General features: G+C 74.0%; 14 protein-coding genes. 8 read left to right on the top strand and 6 right to left on the bottom strand.

Going from position 1 to position 14,832, the window contains the following annotated elements; genetic code table 11:
* Positions 1-25 precede the first annotated feature (25 nt).
* The 3 genes from OG799_RS31070 to OG799_RS31060 form a co-directional block, all read right to left on the bottom strand.
* Positions 26-1,039, bottom strand: coding sequence for an ABC transporter permease subunit (locus OG799_RS31070; protein WP_406040208.1), 1,014 nt, complete (start codon positions 1,037-1,039; stop codon positions 26-28).
* On the bottom strand, positions 1,036-2,043 hold the full coding sequence (locus OG799_RS31065; RefSeq protein ID WP_406040206.1) for an ATP-binding cassette domain-containing protein: 1,008 nt from the start codon (positions 2,041-2,043) through the stop codon (positions 1,036-1,038). The genes OG799_RS31070 and OG799_RS31065 overlap by 4 nt, the downstream gene beginning before the upstream one ends.
* Positions 2,044-2,143: 100 nt before the next feature.
* Positions 2,144-2,929, bottom strand: coding sequence for a DeoR/GlpR family DNA-binding transcription regulator (locus OG799_RS31060; protein WP_406040204.1), 786 nt, complete (start codon positions 2,927-2,929; stop codon positions 2,144-2,146).
* A 199-nt stretch (positions 2,930-3,128) separates the two neighbouring features.
* Here OG799_RS31060 and OG799_RS31055 point away from each other — a divergent pair, with 199 nt between their 5' ends.
* The 3 genes from OG799_RS31055 to nagA are packed head-to-tail and all read left to right on the top strand — an operon-like array spanning position 3,129 to position 6,116.
* The gene (locus tag OG799_RS31055) at positions 3,129-4,058 is read left to right on the top strand and encodes an SIS domain-containing protein (RefSeq protein ID WP_406040202.1); all 930 of its coding nucleotides are present in this window, start codon (positions 3,129-3,131) and stop codon (positions 4,056-4,058) included.
* A complete protein-coding gene (locus OG799_RS31050; protein ID WP_406040200.1) occupies positions 4,055-4,975 on the top strand; it encodes an ROK family protein in 921 nt (306 codons plus the stop codon). Before OG799_RS31055 ends, OG799_RS31050 begins: the two co-directional genes overlap by 4 nt.
* Positions 4,976-5,006: 31 nt before the next feature.
* Entirely contained in the window at positions 5,007-6,116 is a 1,110-nt protein-coding gene (nagA, locus tag OG799_RS31045) for an N-acetylglucosamine-6-phosphate deacetylase (protein ID WP_406040198.1), read from the top strand.
* Positions 6,117-6,332: 216 nt separating this feature from the next.
* Here the strand turns inward: nagA and OG799_RS31040 are convergent, their stop codons facing one another.
* Complete coding sequence (locus OG799_RS31040; protein ID WP_406040196.1) at positions 6,333-7,544, bottom strand: DUF4032 domain-containing protein; 1,212 nt, start codon at positions 7,542-7,544, stop codon at positions 6,333-6,335.
* A gap of 141 nt (positions 7,545-7,685) precedes the next feature.
* On the opposite strand from OG799_RS31040, the gene OG799_RS31035 reads away from it, so the two are divergent.
* Together OG799_RS31035 and OG799_RS31030 are read left to right on the top strand one after the other, a co-directional pair.
* Positions 7,686-8,417: a phosphatase PAP2 family protein gene (locus tag OG799_RS31035; protein ID WP_406046459.1), complete on the top strand. Its 732-nt coding sequence runs from the start codon at positions 7,686-7,688 to the stop codon at positions 8,415-8,417.
* A gap of 10 nt (positions 8,418-8,427) precedes the next feature.
* Positions 8,428-9,672: an APC family permease gene (locus tag OG799_RS31030; RefSeq protein ID WP_406040194.1), complete on the top strand. Its 1,245-nt coding sequence runs from the start codon at positions 8,428-8,430 to the stop codon at positions 9,670-9,672.
* A 6-nt stretch (positions 9,673-9,678) separates the two neighbouring features.
* Here OG799_RS31030 and OG799_RS31025 read toward each other — a convergent pair whose 3' ends face one another.
* The gene (locus tag OG799_RS31025; RefSeq protein WP_406040192.1) at positions 9,679-11,463 is read right to left on the bottom strand and encodes an NAD-binding protein; all 1,785 of its coding nucleotides are present in this window, start codon (positions 11,461-11,463) and stop codon (positions 9,679-9,681) included.
* An 86-nt stretch (positions 11,464-11,549) separates the two neighbouring features.
* Between OG799_RS31025 and OG799_RS31020 the strand changes: the two genes are divergently transcribed.
* From OG799_RS31020 to OG799_RS31010, 3 genes are all read left to right on the top strand, one after another.
* Positions 11,550-12,041 carry an MSMEG_6728 family protein gene (locus tag OG799_RS31020; protein ID WP_406040190.1) on the top strand — a complete coding sequence of 164 codons (492 nt, stop codon included), beginning with the start codon at positions 11,550-11,552 and terminating at the stop codon, positions 12,039-12,041.
* 37 nt (positions 12,042-12,078) lie between these two features.
* Positions 12,079-13,608 (top strand): FAD-dependent oxidoreductase, encoded by a 1,530-nt coding sequence (locus OG799_RS31015; RefSeq protein ID WP_406040188.1) that lies wholly within the window; start codon positions 12,079-12,081, stop codon positions 13,606-13,608.
* A gap of 303 nt (positions 13,609-13,911) precedes the next feature.
* A complete protein-coding gene (locus OG799_RS31010; RefSeq protein WP_406040186.1) occupies positions 13,912-14,355 on the top strand; it encodes an HNH endonuclease in 444 nt (147 codons plus the stop codon).
* A 116-nt stretch (positions 14,356-14,471) separates the two neighbouring features.
* Here the strand turns inward: OG799_RS31010 and OG799_RS31005 are convergent, their stop codons facing one another.
* Complete coding sequence (locus tag OG799_RS31005; protein ID WP_406040184.1) at positions 14,472-14,702, bottom strand: hypothetical protein; 231 nt, start codon at positions 14,700-14,702, stop codon at positions 14,472-14,474.
* Positions 14,703-14,832 lie beyond the last annotated feature (130 nt).

The following is a 14,832-nucleotide window of genomic DNA, read 5'->3' as shown; positions in this document are numbered from 1 at the left end:
GACCACCGTCAGGAGGCGACCACCGTCAGGAGATGTCCCGGCGGCGCATCGTCCAGAAGGCGGCGATCAGCGCCAGCGCCGTGCCCACCCCCAGCACCAGCGCCGAGTCCTGCCAGGTGACCAGCATTTCCTTGGGGGTGCACTGCCCCTGCGCGAAGTCGCAGGACCGGTAGTCGATCAGCTTCCACTGCTTCTCGAACCAGGCCATCGCGTAGGTGGAGAGGACGTAGCGGTCCCCGAAGCGCACCCCCGCCATCGCGACGGCGATCCGGATGCCGACCTCGCTGATGACGCCGACTCCGACGGCGGCGCCGAGCGCCATCGCGGTGTGCCGGCCGAGCGAGGCGAGCGCGAAGGCCACCGCCCCCACCGCCAGCACCAGGGCCAGCGCCCGGACGCCGCTGATCGCGGTGGACTGCCAGACCCCGGAGGTCACCTTCGCGGTGCTGCCCCGGTACGTGCCGATCAGCCAGAAGGCCAGCGTCCAGAGCGCCCCGAGCACGACGCTCACCCCGAGCAGCGCGGTCAGCACGGTGGCCAGCTTGGTGCCGAGTACCGCCAGCCGTTTCGGGCGCCAGAGCAGCAGGTTCATCATGCCGCCGGTGCTCCACTCGGCCCCGACGAACGAGGCGCCGACCAGGAAGGCGACGAGCGCGACCGCGCCCGCGAAGACGGCGATGAAGGTGCTGAACTCGCCGCGGAAGTCGAACTGGTACGGCAGGTTCCACTTCGGGTCGAACATCTCCGGCTGCGGCTGCCACTGCCGGCCGCAGTCCGGGCCGTACTTGTCCTCGGTCTTCTCGCCGCGCGCGGCGGCCGCGTCGCACTCGGCGACCGACTTCTCCCAGTCCTTCACCGCCTGGCGGTAGTCGGCGTCCGACCTGGCCTGCGCCTGCGCGACCACCGCCGGGGAGAGCTTGTGGCTGGAGAAGGCGAAGGCGGTGGCGATGCCGGCCAGCCCGAGGACGAGCAGCACCAGCAGCAGCCGGGTGAGCCGGCGCTTGGCCAGCCGGCGCAGCTCGGTGACGTACAGGCTCATGCGCCCCAACCTCCCACGGTGCCGCCGACCCCCGGCTCACCGACCTTCGTGGACTGGTCGACCTGCCGGTGCTGGCCGGGTACCGGCGCGGTGGCGGTCAGTTCGAGGAAGACGCTCTCCAGGTCGACGGCGACCGGGGCGAGCTCGCTGACGTACAGGCCCTGCTCGGCGAGGAGGCGGCTGACGGTGGCCGGCTTCTCGACGCCGGCGAGCATCAGGTGGTCGGGCTCGGCGGCGACCCGCACCCCGGCCCGGGTGAGCACGTCGGCGGCCCGCGGCAGGTCGGTGACCGCCTCCAGGCGAACCCGGACGGCACCCTGCGAGTGTTCCGCGAGCACCTGCTCGACGGGGCCGAAGGCGACCCGGCGGCCCAGCGAGATGATGGTGACCGAGTCGCAGATGAGCTGGATCTCGCCGAGGATGTGGCTGGAGAGCACCACGGTCATGCCGGCGGCGGCGAGGTCCCGCATCAGGGTGCGCATCTCGCGGATGCCACCCGGGTCGAGGCCGTTGGCGGGCTCGTCGAGGATCAGCAGCTTCGGGTTCTTCAGCAGCGCGGAGGCGACCGCCAGCCGCTGCTTCATGCCGAGCGAGTACGTCTTCACCCGCTCGCCGGCCCGGTCGCGGAGCCCGACCAGCTCCAGCACCTCGTCGACCCGCTGCCGGGGCAGCTGCCCCGCACCGGCGAGCAGGCCGAGGGTGTCCCGCGCGGAAAAGTGCGGGAAGAACTGCGGACTCTCCACGATCGCCCCGACCTGGCCGGCGACCACCGGCAGCGCCTGCGGCACCTCGTGGCCGAGGATCGCCATCCGGCCCCCGTTCGGCCGGATCAGGCCGAGCAGCGTCCGCAGGGTGGTGGTCTTCCCCGAGCCGTTGGGGCCGAGGAAGCCGTGCACCTGGCCGGCCTCGACCCGCATGTCGAAGCCGTCGAGCGCGTGCCGCGGCCCGCGTCGGCGACTGCGGTACGTCTTGCGGAGACCTTCTATCTCCAGGACAGCCGACAAGCTGACCTCCCCCGATGAGTGATGGTGACGACCGACACCATACGCGGTATGCAGCGAGACACGATACCGGGTATGCATCGGGGTTGTCCCGGATTTCGCCTCAGGCGCAGATGACGTGCACGCCCGCGTCGCGGAACGCCTGCACCACGGTGGGATCGGCGCCGGAGTCGGTGACCAGCGTCTCCACCCGGTCCACCGGGCAGATCCGGGCGAACGCGTGACCGCCCAGCTTGGACGAGTCCGCGATGATCACCACCCGCTTGGCCCGGGCCACCATCAGGTTGTTCATCGCCGCCTCCCCCTCGTGATGGGCGGCGGCGCCGAGCTGTGGATCGATCGCGTCGACGCCGAGCAGGGCGACGTCCAGGGTCACCTCGCGCAGCAGCGCCCCGCCCAGCGGGCCGACCAGCTCGAACGACTTGGGCCGGACCACGCCGCCGGCCACCACCACCTTCATCCGCGAGCGGACCAGCAGCTCGTTGGCGATGTTCAGGGCGTTGGTGACCACGGTGAGCTGGGCGCCCTCGGCGCTGGTGTTGAGGTCGGGCCGGACGGCCAGGGCCCGGGCCACCTCGGTGCTGGTGGTGCCGCCGTTGAGGCCGACCACGGTGCCGGGCGTGACCAGTGCCGCGGCGGCCGCCCCGATCCGCTGCTTCTCGGCCGAGTGCTTGGCCGTCTTGTACCGCAGCGGCAGGTCGTACGAGACGCCGTTGGCCACCGCGCCACCCCGGGTCCGGGTGATCATCTGCTGCTGGGCGAGCTGGTCGAAGTCACGCCGGATGGTCGCCTGGGAGACATCCAGGCGCCCGGCCGCCTCCTCGACGCTGACCCGACCGCTGTCGGTCAGCATCTCGAGCAGCGCGTTCCATCGGGCGTAGCGGTCCACCGCGGGGGCCTCCAGAGACTCTGCACGGACGGTGATTGATTGCGTGCACAGTAGTGCGCGAAACTGCCGGTGCGCAAAACCTTGGGCTGCGCGATCTGGGAGTCGGTTGCCACGGCCACCCGGACTCGCGCAGAATAACGCGCGAAAGACGGCTATAACGAGCCGTATTGCGCACCGGTCTCCCCTGCGAGGAGTTGTCATGGCGTACGTGCACGCGGAGATCGCAAGCCAGCCCGACTGCTGGCGGGAGGCGGCGCAGCTCGCCCCGACCGTCGCCGACCGCCTGCCGCGCCCCGGCGAGCGGGTCGCCGTCGTCGGTTGCGGCACGTCGTGGTTCATGGCGATGGCGTACGCCGGGCTGCGCGAGCACGCCGGCCACGGCGAGACCGACGCCTTCCAGGCCTCCGAGTACCCCATCGGCCGCCGCTACGACCGGCTCATCGCGATCACCCGCTCCGGCACCACCACCGAGGTGCTGGAGCTGCTGTCCGCGCTGCACGGCCAGGTCCCCACCACCGTCATCGTCGGCGACCCCGCCTCCCCGGCGGTCGAGCTGGCCGACGCGGCGGTGCCCATGCCCTTCGCCGACGAGCGGTCGGTGGTGCAGACCCGCTTCGCCACCAGCGCCCTCGCGCTGCTCCGCGCCCACCTCGGCGACGACATCGGTCGGCTGGTCGCCGACGCCGAGGTGGCCGTCCGGGCGCCGCTGCCGATCGAGCCGGCCACCATCGAGCAGGTCACCTTCCTCGGTCGCGGCTGGACGGTCGGGCTGGCCCAGGAAGCCGCGCTGAAGTGCCGGGAGGCGGCCACCTTCTGGGCCGAGGCCTACCCGGCGATGGACTACCGGCACGGCCCGATCTCGGTGGCCGCCCCGGGCCGGCTGGTCTGGGCGTTCGGCGGGATCCCCGACGGGCTGCCCGAGGACGTCGCCGCCACCGGCGCCGCGTTCGTGCACAGCCGCACCCACGGCTGCCGCACGGTGCTCACCAGTTGGGCGGCCGGGCGTACCCCGGTCGACCCGATGGCCGACCTGATCCTCGCCCAGCGCTTCGCCGTCGCGCTCGCCACCAGCCGCGGCCTCGACCCCGACGCGCCCCGCCACCTGACCCGCTCCGTGGTCCTCGCGTGACCGCAGCCACCCAGGTCGTCGTCGCGCTGGACGTGGGCGGCACCGGGATGAAGTGCGCCCTGGTCCGCCCGGACGGCGTGGTGGTGCACGCCGAACGGCACCCCACCGACGCCGGGCGCGGCCCGCAGGCCGTGGTCGACACGATCCTGGAGATCGCCGAGGGGCTGGCCGGCAAGGCCCGCGCCGACGGTCTGACGCCGGTGGCCTGCGGCATCGCCGTACCGGGGGTGGTGGACGAGGCCCGCGGGGTGGCGGTCTGGTCGGCGAACGTGGGCTTCCGGGACGTACCGCTGCGGGACCTGGCGGCGACGCGGCTCGGCCTGCCCACGGCGCTCGGCCACGACGTGCGCGCGGGCGGCCTGGCGGAGGCCCGGCTCGGCGCCGGGCGCGGCGCCGGCCACGTGCTCTTCGTCGCGATCGGCACCGGCATCGCCGCCGCCCACGTGGTCGACGGGTCGGCCGCCGTCGGCGCGCACGGCGCCGCCGGGGAGATCGGCCACATCCTGGTACGCCCCGACGGCCCGCGCTGCGGCTGCGGCCGCCCCGGCTGCCTGGAGGCGGTCGCCTCGGCCGCCGCGATCGGCCGTCGGTACGCGGAGCTGGCCGGCGATCCGGCGACCGCCGCCGAGGTGGCGGACCGGGCGGCGGCCGGTGAGCCGCTGGCCGGTCGGGTCTGGCGGGAGGCCGTCGAGGCGCTCGCCGACGGCCTCGCCACCGGCCAGGCCCTCTTCGACGTGGCGACCATCGTGATCGGCGGCGGGCTGGCGCAGGCCGGCCCCCGACTGCTGGACCCGCTGCGCGGGGCGCTGCGCGAGCGGCTGACGTTCCACCGGGAACCGCGCCTGGTCGCGGCGGCGCTGGGCGACGAGGCCGGCTGCCTCGGCGCCGCGCTGCTGGCCCTGGACGCCCGGCCCTGAACCGCCCATCCCGGACAGTGGAGGAGAGCTGATGACCCTGCGGGTGAACGGCAAGGTGGTGACCCCGGCCGGCGTGATCCGGCAGGGCTGCGTGGAGATCGCCGGCGACCGGATCCGGGCGGTCGCCGAGTACCCGTCGGTGCGCGACGGGCACTGGATCGTGCCGGGCTTCGTGGACATGCACACCCACGGCGGCGGCGGGCGCACCTTCACCACCGGCGACGCCGACTCGGCCCGCGAGGCCGCCGCGTTCCACCTGCGACACGGCACCACCACGCTGCTGGCCAGCCTGGTCAGCTCCCCCTTCGCGCTGATGCGGGACGCCACGGCCGCCTACCGGCCGTTGGTCGAGTCCGGGGTGCTGGCCGGCATCCACTTCGAGGGGCCGTACCTGTCGGCGGACCGGTGCGGCGCGCAGAACCCGGATTTCCTCCGTGACCCGTCCACCGACGAGCTGGCCGAGCTGATCGAGGTGGGCGGCGGCGCGGTCCGGATGGTCACCCTGGCCCCCGAGCGGGACGGCGCGCTGGACGCGATCAAGCTGCTCGTGTCGCACCGCGTGGTCGCCGCCGTCGGCCACACCGACGCCACCTGGGAGCAGACCCGGGCCGCCGTGGCGGCCGGGGCGAGCGTCGGCACCCACCTGTTCAACGGCATGCGCCCGGTGCACCACCGGGAGCCCGGCCCCGTGGTGGCCCTGCTGGAGGCGCCGAACGTGGTGTGCGAGCTGGTCGCCGACGGCGTCCACCTGCACGACGGGATGCTCGGCTTCGCCGCCTCGGTCGCCGGCCCGGAGCGGGCGGCCCTGATCACCGACGCGATGGCCGCCGCCGGCATGCCCGACGGCGCGTACGAGCTGGGCGGGCAGGCCGTCACCGTGGCCGACGGGGTGGCCCGGCTGACCGAGGGCGGCGCGATCGCCGGCAGCACGCTCACCATGGACGCCGCCCTGCGCCACGCCGTGGCGGCCGGCGTCGCCCTGCCGGACGCCTGCCGGATGGTCGCCACCACCCCGGCCCGGGCCATCGGCCTCGGCGACAAGGTGGGTGCGCTTCAGCCCGGTCTCCGCGCCGACCTGGTCGTCCTCGACGACGACCTGAACGTGGTCCGGGTGATGCGCGCCGGCTCCTGGCTGGGCTGACCGCGGGCCGGCGCGATGGCCTCCGGGCCGGGCGAACATATTTCGGGGACTTCCTTTGGAGCTGATATCACGAACGAATCGGCCTCGTCTGATTCGTTTACGACATCAGCTCCAAAGGAGGTCCACAACCACGTCTTCCGTCAAACCCGGCACGCCGTGGGTCGGGCGCCGCGCTCCGAGCCGCCCACCAGGTACCGCAGAACGCGGGGACCGGGGTCAGCCGGCGGCGGGGACCTCGACGCCGAGGACGGCCTGCTCGTCGGGGCGGTGCACCAGCACGTCGGCCAGGAACGACTGCACCGCCGGGCCCATGCCGACGTCCCGGCCGGCCCGCTCGGAGAGCAGCCACTTGTGCTCGATGATCTGCGCGAACAGCTCCTGCGGCTCCAGCTTGCGGCGCAGGTGCGCCGGCACGGCCCGGACCACCGGCTCGAAGACCTCGGTCAGCCAGCGGTGCGCCGCCTGCTGCTCGTCGGTCAGATCGCTCTCCACCCGGTACGCGTCCAGGTCGTTGAGGAGCTTGCGGGCCTGGTTCTCCTCGGCGTCCAGGCCGGTCAGCCGGATCAGCCGCCGGGTGTGGTACCCGGCGTCGACCACCTTGGGACGGACCAGGTAGCGCCCGTTGTCGGCGGTCGACATGGCCACCTCGGCGACGTCGAAGCCCAGCTCGTTGAGGCGGCGGATCCGGCCCTCGATGTCGTGCCGCGACTCCCGCTCGATCTGCTGCTCGTAGGTGATCTCGTGCCAGAGCCGCTCGTAGCGCTGCACGACCTCCTCGCAGACCACCTCCGGGTCGATCGACTCGTGCAGCAGCCCGGCGGCTTCGAGGTCCAGCGCCTCGCCGAAGATGTTGACCCGGGCGATCTCCAGGTCCTCGCCCCGCTGGCCGTTGGAGAGCGAGCTGTGCAGGGCCCCGGTCTCGGCGTCCACCAGGTAGGCGGCGAACGCGCCGGCGTCCCGGCGGAACAGCGTGTTGGACAGCGAGCAGTCGCCCCAGAAGAAACCGGTCAGGTGCATCCGGACCAGCAGCACGGCCAGCGCGTCGAGCAGCCGGTTCATCGTCTCCGGCCGCAGGGTGCGGGAGAACAGCGCCCGGTAGGGCAGCGAGAACTGCAGGTGCCGGGTGATCAGCACCGGATCGAGGGGCTCGCCGTCGTCGGTCTGCCGGTCGGCCACGATCGCGATCGCCTCGACCGACGGGAAGTCGATCCGTTCCAGGGCCCGGAGCAGGTCGTACTCCCGCTCGGCGACCCGCTCGCCGGTCTCCTTGACCGCGTAGACGTACTCGCCGAGGCGGACGAACCGGACGATGTGCCGGGAGATGCCCTGGGGCAGCGCGACCAGGTGCTGGGCAGGCCACTCCTCCAGCGGGGTCGACCAGGGGAGGTCGAGCAGCGCCGGGTCGACGAGGGCCGAGGTGATCCGCACGGGGACCAGTGTGCCGGCTCGCCCCACCGGAGCGCTTCCCTTCGTGGCTGGGCACACAGCCGCCGATGCCCGCGGCGGTCCGGCGCCGTCCGCGGCCGGTAGCGTGGTCGCGTGCGGGAGACCACAGGGGTACGCGACCGGGTGCGGCTGCGACCGGTCCGGCCGGCCGGCTGGTGGTGGGACGTGCTGCTGCTGGCCGCCCTGGTCGGGCTGACCGTCGCGCTCGCCCGCGGGCACCTCCTCGGCCTCGACCGGGCGGTAGCGGACTGGGCGGACGGCCACCGGCCCACCGCTGCGCGCTGGACCGCGATGATCCTCAATTACCTGGGCCAGGGCACCCCGCTGACGCTGCTCGCCGCCGGGCTCGGCGTGCTGGTGGCGGTCCGGCTCCGGTCGGTACGCCCGGTGCTGCCGCCGGTGGCCGCGTTCGTGCTCACCTACCTGACCATCGGGCCGCTGAAGCTCTGGACCGACCGGGCCGCGCCGAGCGCCAGTGTCAAGCCGCCCTACCTGCCCGAGGCCGACACGGTCCAGCTCTTCCACACCGACGGGCCCTACGGGGTTTCGTACCCGTCGGGCCACGTCGCCAACTCGATCGTCTGGTACGGCATCCTGGCCCTGCTGCTCCCGGCCCTGCTGGGCAGCTTCGGCCGTACCGTCCCGGGCCGGCTGGTCACCGTGGTGCGGGTGCTGCCGCCGCTGATCGTGCTCAGCACGACCACGTACCTGGGCTGGCACTGGCTGACCGACTCGGTCGCCGGGCTGCTGCTCGGCCTGCTGCTGGACCGACTGCTGCGCCGGATGCCCTGGGATGACCTCCCGCTGCCCGGCCGGTTGCGCAACTGGGACCGCCCGTTCACCTCGTACCCCTAAGGTCCACGTCGTGGATCAACTGAGGCGGCGGCTGGGCGTACCCGATGCGGTGGTCATCGGTCTGGGGTCGATGCTCGGCGCGGGCGTCTTCGTGGTCTTCGCCCCGGCCGCGGCGGCGGCCGGCGGCGCCGGGCTGCTGATCGCGCTGGCGCTGGCCGGCTTCATCGCCTGGTGCAACGCGACCAGCTCGGCCCGGCTCGCGGCCCGTTACCCGGAGTCCGGCGGCGCCTACGTCTACGGCCGGGAGCGGCTGCACCCGTTCGCCGGCTTCCTCGCCGGCTGGGGGTTCGTGGTCGGCAAGACGGCGAGCTGCGCCGCGATGGCGCTGACCATCGGGGCGTACCTGTGGCCGGGGCGGGCGCGGCTGGTCGCGGTGCTCGCGGTGGTGGCGGTGACCGCGGTGAACGTACGCGGCATCGGCAAGACCGCCACGGCGACCCGGGTGCTGGTCGGCGTCACGCTCACGGTCCTCGCCCTGGTCGCGGTGACCGGCGCGCCGCACGTGGCGGTGGACCGGCTGGACGGCCTCGCCGGCACCGGGATCCGGGGCGTGCTGACCGCCGCCGGCCTGCTCTTCTTCGCCTTCGCCGGGTACGCCCGGATCGCCACCCTCGGCGAGGAGGTACGCGAACCGGAGCGGACCATCCCCCGCGCGGTGCCGCTGGCGCTCGGCGTAGTGCTGGCGATCTACCTGGTGCTGGCCGTGGTCGCGCTCGGCGTGCTGGGCGAGGACCGGCTGGCCGGGTCCGCCGCGCCGCTGGCCGACGTGGTGACCGCCGCCGGGCTGCCCGGCCTGGCCTGGCTGGTCCGGGCCGGCGCCGCGGTGGCGGTGACCGGGGTGCTGCTCTCCCTGCTCGCCGGGGTGGGCCGGACCACCCTCGCCATGGCCCGCCGCCGGGACCTACCCGGCGCCCTGGCCGCTGTGCACCCCCGGTTCAAGGTGCCGCACCACGCCGAACTGGCCGTGGCCGCCGTGGTGATCGTCGTGGTCACGCTCGGCGACGTCAGGGGCGCGATCGGCTTCTCCAGCTGCACGGTGCTGGTCTACTACGCGATCTCCAACGCCTCGGCCCTCACCCTCGGCCGGGAGCCGGGCCGCAAGGTCCCGGTGCAGCTCCTCGCCGCCCTGGGGCTGGTCGGTTGCCTGGTGCTGGCGGTCAACCTGCCGGTCGCCAGCGTGCTCGCCGGTTTCGGCGTCCTCGCCCTCGGCGCCGTCTGGTACGCCCTGCGCCACATCCGCACCGGGCGCGCCTGAACGGGCTCACTCCTCGGGTTGCCTCGGCATCGGTGCGCCGGCCGGGGCGGGCTCCGCGGGCGGGGTGGTCTCGCGCAGCAGGGCGCTCAGCCCGGCCCGTCGGGCCACCACGGTAAGCCGGTCCCCCGCCGCGACCACCATCCGGGGATCGGCGGTCCAGTCGGTCTTCTGGCCGGCCCGGGTGTGCGCGAGCAGGCGTACCTCGCCGGGCCGGGCCACCGCGGCGAGCGGGCGGCCGTCCAGCGGGGAACCGGCGACCACCGGCACCTCGGTGACCAGCAGCGCGTGCCGGCCGACGGGGATGGTGGCGATCACCGCCCGGTCCAGCAGGGCGGCCGCGAAGGAGGGCGCGGCCAGGTACGACACGCTGGCCGAGATGCCGATCCCGAACGCCTTCTGGATCCGTTCGGCGAAGTCGCCGTCGAAGAGCCGCAGCACCATCCGCAGCTCGGCGTTGAGCGCCCGGCCGTTCAGCGCGGCGCGCAGGTTGGTGCCGTCGTCGGTGGAGACCACGACGAGGGCCTGGCAGGTGTCGACGGAGGCGGCCCGCAGCGTCTCCTCCAACCCCGCGTCGCCCACGACCAGCGGCACGCCGAGCCGGTGCGCGAGCGCCCCGCCGCGCGCGTCCGGGACCTTGTCGATGGCGACCACCTCGACCCCGAAGTCCTGCAGCTGGGCCATCACCCGGGTGCCGATGTTGCCGAGCCCGACGACCACCACGTGCCCGGAGCGGTCCGGCTGGATCCGACCGGCGTGCAGGGCCAGCCGGGCGTTGACGATGCCGTCCACCACCACCGCGGTGATCAGCGGGATCAGCGCCAGCCCGGCGAGGTTGAGCACCACCTGCATGACCTGCGCGGCGGCCGGCTTGGCGACGTCCGGGTCCTGCCCGCTCAGGGTGGTGACCAGCGTCAGGTAGAGCGCCTCGGTCCAGCTCACGTCGACCGCGCGGCCGTTGAGCCAACCGAGCAGGGCGATCACCGCCAGCAGCAGCATCACCGCGACGCCGATCTTGCGGGTGGCGAAGCTGCGGACCGCGCGGAGCAGTACCGCGACGGGCTGGCGCCGGCGCCGGGCGCGGACCAGCCGGCGGGCGGCGAGCTCGGTGCCGGGTGGCTGCCCGGTCGCCTCGGCCAGCACCACGTCGGCCGCGGACTCGTCGGCGGGCAGCACCCGGACCAGGTCGGGGTCGGCGGTGACGGCCAGTCCGCAGACCACGTCCCGGGGGTGTACATCGGCCCGCCGGGAGACGTAGAGGGTGCGTCCGGCGTGCCGGAAGTGGGTGGGGGCGAGTTCACCGAGCGCGGCGGCCACGAAGGCCGGGGCGGCCATCGAGGCGTCGGAGAGCACCGCCGAGTCGGGGAAGATCTGCCGTACGCCGTTGGCGAGGCTGGTGTTGAACATGCGTACCACCAGGCGCAGCCGTGGCTCGATCTCCTGGGCGCAGAGCGCCGCGTGCATGTTGCCCACGTCGTCCTGGTGCAGCAGGGCCAGCCCGTCGGCGCCGGCCAGCCCGGCCCGGCGGAAGGCCGCCTCGTCGAGGCGGTCGGCCCGGACCACCTGGACGCCCTCGATGTCGCGGCCGTCCGGCCCGTCGGAGCGGCGGCGCTCGGGCACGATCAGGGTGACCCGCACCCGGGCGGCGGTCGGCTCGGGGCCGAGCAGCGCCTTGACCACCCAGTAGGCGAGCGGGTCGCGACCGCAGATCACGAAGTGGGGGCGGGGGTCGCCGTTCATCCGAAGCCGCCAGCCGCTCGCGCGGCGGGCGCGGTCGCGCAGGGGCTCGGCCATGCCCGGATGGTAGTCAACCGCTCGCAGCGCGCGCAGCCCCGCGATCATGAGGGCATGGCGTAGGCCCGGACGGGTAGAGCAGCGGCATGCAGACATTCCTCCCGTACCCGGATTTCCTGGCCAGCGCCCGGACGCTGGACCAGAAGCGGCTGGGCAAGCAGCGGGTGGAGACGATCCAGGTGCTGCGCGGGCTGACCCGCCCGGACTACGGCTGGCGCAACCACCCGGCGGTGAAGATGTGGGCCGGCTACGAGGAGGCGCTCACCCGGTACGGGCTGGACGTGTGCGCGGTCTGGTGCGAGCCGGGCCGGGCGGACACCTGCGCCGCCACCATGGTCACCGACCTCGCCACCGCCTGCGGCCTCGACACCGTCCGCAGCCAGGCCGAGCTGGCCGAGGCCGGGGAGTTGCCGCCCTGGCTGGGCCGCGACGACCTGCACCTGAGCCACCGCTCGTCGCTGCTGCGCAAGGACCCGGCGCACTACGGCCCGCGGTTCGGTGCGGTCCCGCCCGACCTGGAGTACGTCTGGCCCGCCTCGGATCGCGAGCGGCGCTGTCTGCTGCCGCCGGAGTCCTGACCGGGCACACTGGAGGCCCGTCGTCGAAGAGGTGCCCATGGCGTGGTCGCAGGTGGTCGGTCGGCTCATCGGCGTACGCGAGCACGTGGTGGACCCGGGCGGCGGTGGCGCGGCCCGCGTGCCGGGCCCGGCGACGGCGGTGGTGGTCGGCGGCGGCATCGCCGGCATGTCGGCGGCGGTGGTGCTGGCCGAGCGTGGGGTGGACGTGACGGTGCTGGAGGCCGCGCCCACCCTGGGCGGCCGGCTGGGCGCCTGGCCGGAGGCCCTGGCGGACGGGACGCAGCGCAACGAGCACGGCTTCCACGCGTTCTTCCGGCAGTACTACAACTGGCGGTCCATCCTCCGCCGGGTCGACCCGGAGCTGGGCTTCCTCAAGCCGATCCCCGGCTACCCGATCCTCAGTGAGCAGTGGCCCACCGAGGAGTTCGGCAAGCTGCCGCCGGCGCCGCCGGCGAACCTGCTCGCCCTGCTCGCCCGCAGCCCCAGCCTGCGCCTGGCCGACCTGCGCGGGATGGACCGGGACGCCGCGCTGCCGCTGCTCACCTACGACCCGGTGCGCACCTACGCCGAGTTCGACGACACCACCACGGACGCGCTGCTGGCCTCGCTGAAGCTGCCGGACCGGGCTCGGGCGATGCTCTTCGAGGTCTTCTCGCACTCGTTCTTCAACCACGAGGCGGAGATGTCGGCCGCCGAGATGATCGCCCAGTTCCACTTCTATCTGCTGGGCAATCCGGAGGGGCTGGCCTTCGACTGCCCGGGCGAGGACTACGCGACGGCGATCTGGGAGCCGTTGACCCGGCACGTCGAGAAGCACGGCGGGCGGGTGGTCACCGGCGTCGCCGCCGCGCGGCTGGACCGGGGGCCGGCGGGCTGGCGGGTGACCGCCGCGGAGGGTTCGTCGTACCCCGCCGGGCACGTCGTACTCGCCGTCGAACCGCCCGCGCTCGCCGCGCTGGTCGCGGCCTCACCCGGTTTGGTCGCGGGGGCGCCGGAGCTGGTGGCGCGGATGCCCGCGTTCGGCACGCCCGGTCCGCCGTACGCGGTGGCGCGCTACTGGATGGACGGGGACGTGCGCCCCGACCGGGCGGTGTTCAGCGGGGTGTCCCGGCAGCCCACCCTGGACTCGGTGACCCTCTATCACCGGCTGGAGGACGAGCCGCGCCGCTGGGCGGAACGCACCGGCGGCTCGGTGGTGGAGCTGCACGCGTACGCCTGCGAGCCGGACGTGCCGGCCGAGGAGCTGGCCGAGCGGATGCGGGTGGAGCTGACCCGGCTGTGGCCGGAGGCGGCCGACCTGCGGGTGCGGGAGCTGCGCGCCCGGGTGGAGGCGCGGGCACCGGCATTCACCCCGGGCAGTCACGCCAGGCGGCCCGGGGTGCGCACCGACGCCGACGGCCTCTACCTGGCCGGGGACGGCATCGCCACGGAGTTCCCGAGCGCGCTGATGGAACGGTCGGCGGCCACCGGGATCATCGCGGCGAACCACATCCTGCGCGCGGAGGGCGGGGCGGCCGAGCCGGTCCGCTCGGTGCGTCCCCGCGGTCTGCTCGCCGGCCGCCGCTGATCCCGGTGCGACGCCACCGGGCCGGCGGTGGATCGAAATACGTTGCCCACCTCCCCGGCGTGGATCTACCGTGACCGGGCAAGGTCAACCACCGCTCCGGGAGCCGTCGATGTCGAAGCCGCACGTCACCACCGTGCCGTCGTGGCTGCTCGGCGACGGTTGCCGAGCCGAAGGTCCCATCGTCGGGTGGCCCGACTGACGCGTGCCCGCACGCGTCCTGCGCCGCCCGTCCGATCGCCGGACCGGGCGGCGTTTCGCTGTCCGGACCGCTTGCCACCGTCGTTCGTGAGAAGGGAGTGCCCGGTGGACGCCGTCCTCGTCGTCAACGCCGACCTCGGCCCGCTGCACCGGGTCACCGTCCAGCACGCGATCCGGATGCTCTGCCGGCGGGTCGCCGAGATCCACGAGGCCGAGCCGGACCAGCTGATCGGGGTCTTCCCGCTGCCCCGGGTGGTCCGCCTCGTCCGGTACGTGGTCACCCGCTGGCGGTTCAACGCCGGGCCGGCCTGGTCCCGGGCCGGAGTGCTGCGCCGCGACGGTCGGCGCTGCGCCTACTGCGACGCCCCGGCCAGCACCATCGACCACATCCTGCCCCGCTCGCGCGGCGGCCGGAACACCTGGAAGAACACCACCGCCGCCTGCTACGGGTGCAACCAGCGCAAGGGCGACCGGACCCCGGCCGAGGCGGGCATGCCGCTGCGACGGGAGCCGGTGACGCCGAGCTGGGCGGCGCTCGCCGGGCGGTGACGGACCGGGCCGGCGGGCACAGGGGGTCGCGTCGGGGGTACGCCTCCGGCGCGGCGCCCGCCGGCCCTGTTCTTCCTCCATGACGGCGGCGCAGCGCCGACAGGCCGGATGGATTGTCAGGACTTGGCGAGGTCGGCCTGGCGGTGGATCACAGCCAGCTCGCGGGTCGGTGCGACGAGGGCCGAGGCTCGATGCCGAGGCGTCCAACCTTCCGGGGGTGCCGGCTCCAAACGACGGACGTGCGCTTCGAGCAGGTCGGCTGACCGCTTGAGGGACAGCGCGACGACCAAGCCCACAAGATGGGCGACGAGCGCGATCATCAGCAGCACGGTGGATGCGACGTCCATACCTCAGCCACCCCGGCAGATGCCACGCAGGCGCTCGGCAGAGGCCGGGTGGTCCTGCAATCGAGTAGCGACGGCTGCACGGATCGCCCCGAGAACAACGGCCGGTCGCTCACCCCGCCGTCCCTCCAGG

It is taken from the genome of Micromonospora sp. NBC_00898 (genome assembly GCF_045207895.1).
Classification (GTDB): Bacteria; Actinomycetota; Actinomycetes; order Mycobacteriales; family Micromonosporaceae; genus Micromonospora.
The sequence above is the reverse complement of the archived record's forward strand: the minus strand, read 5'-3'. Positions and strand labels throughout refer to the sequence as shown.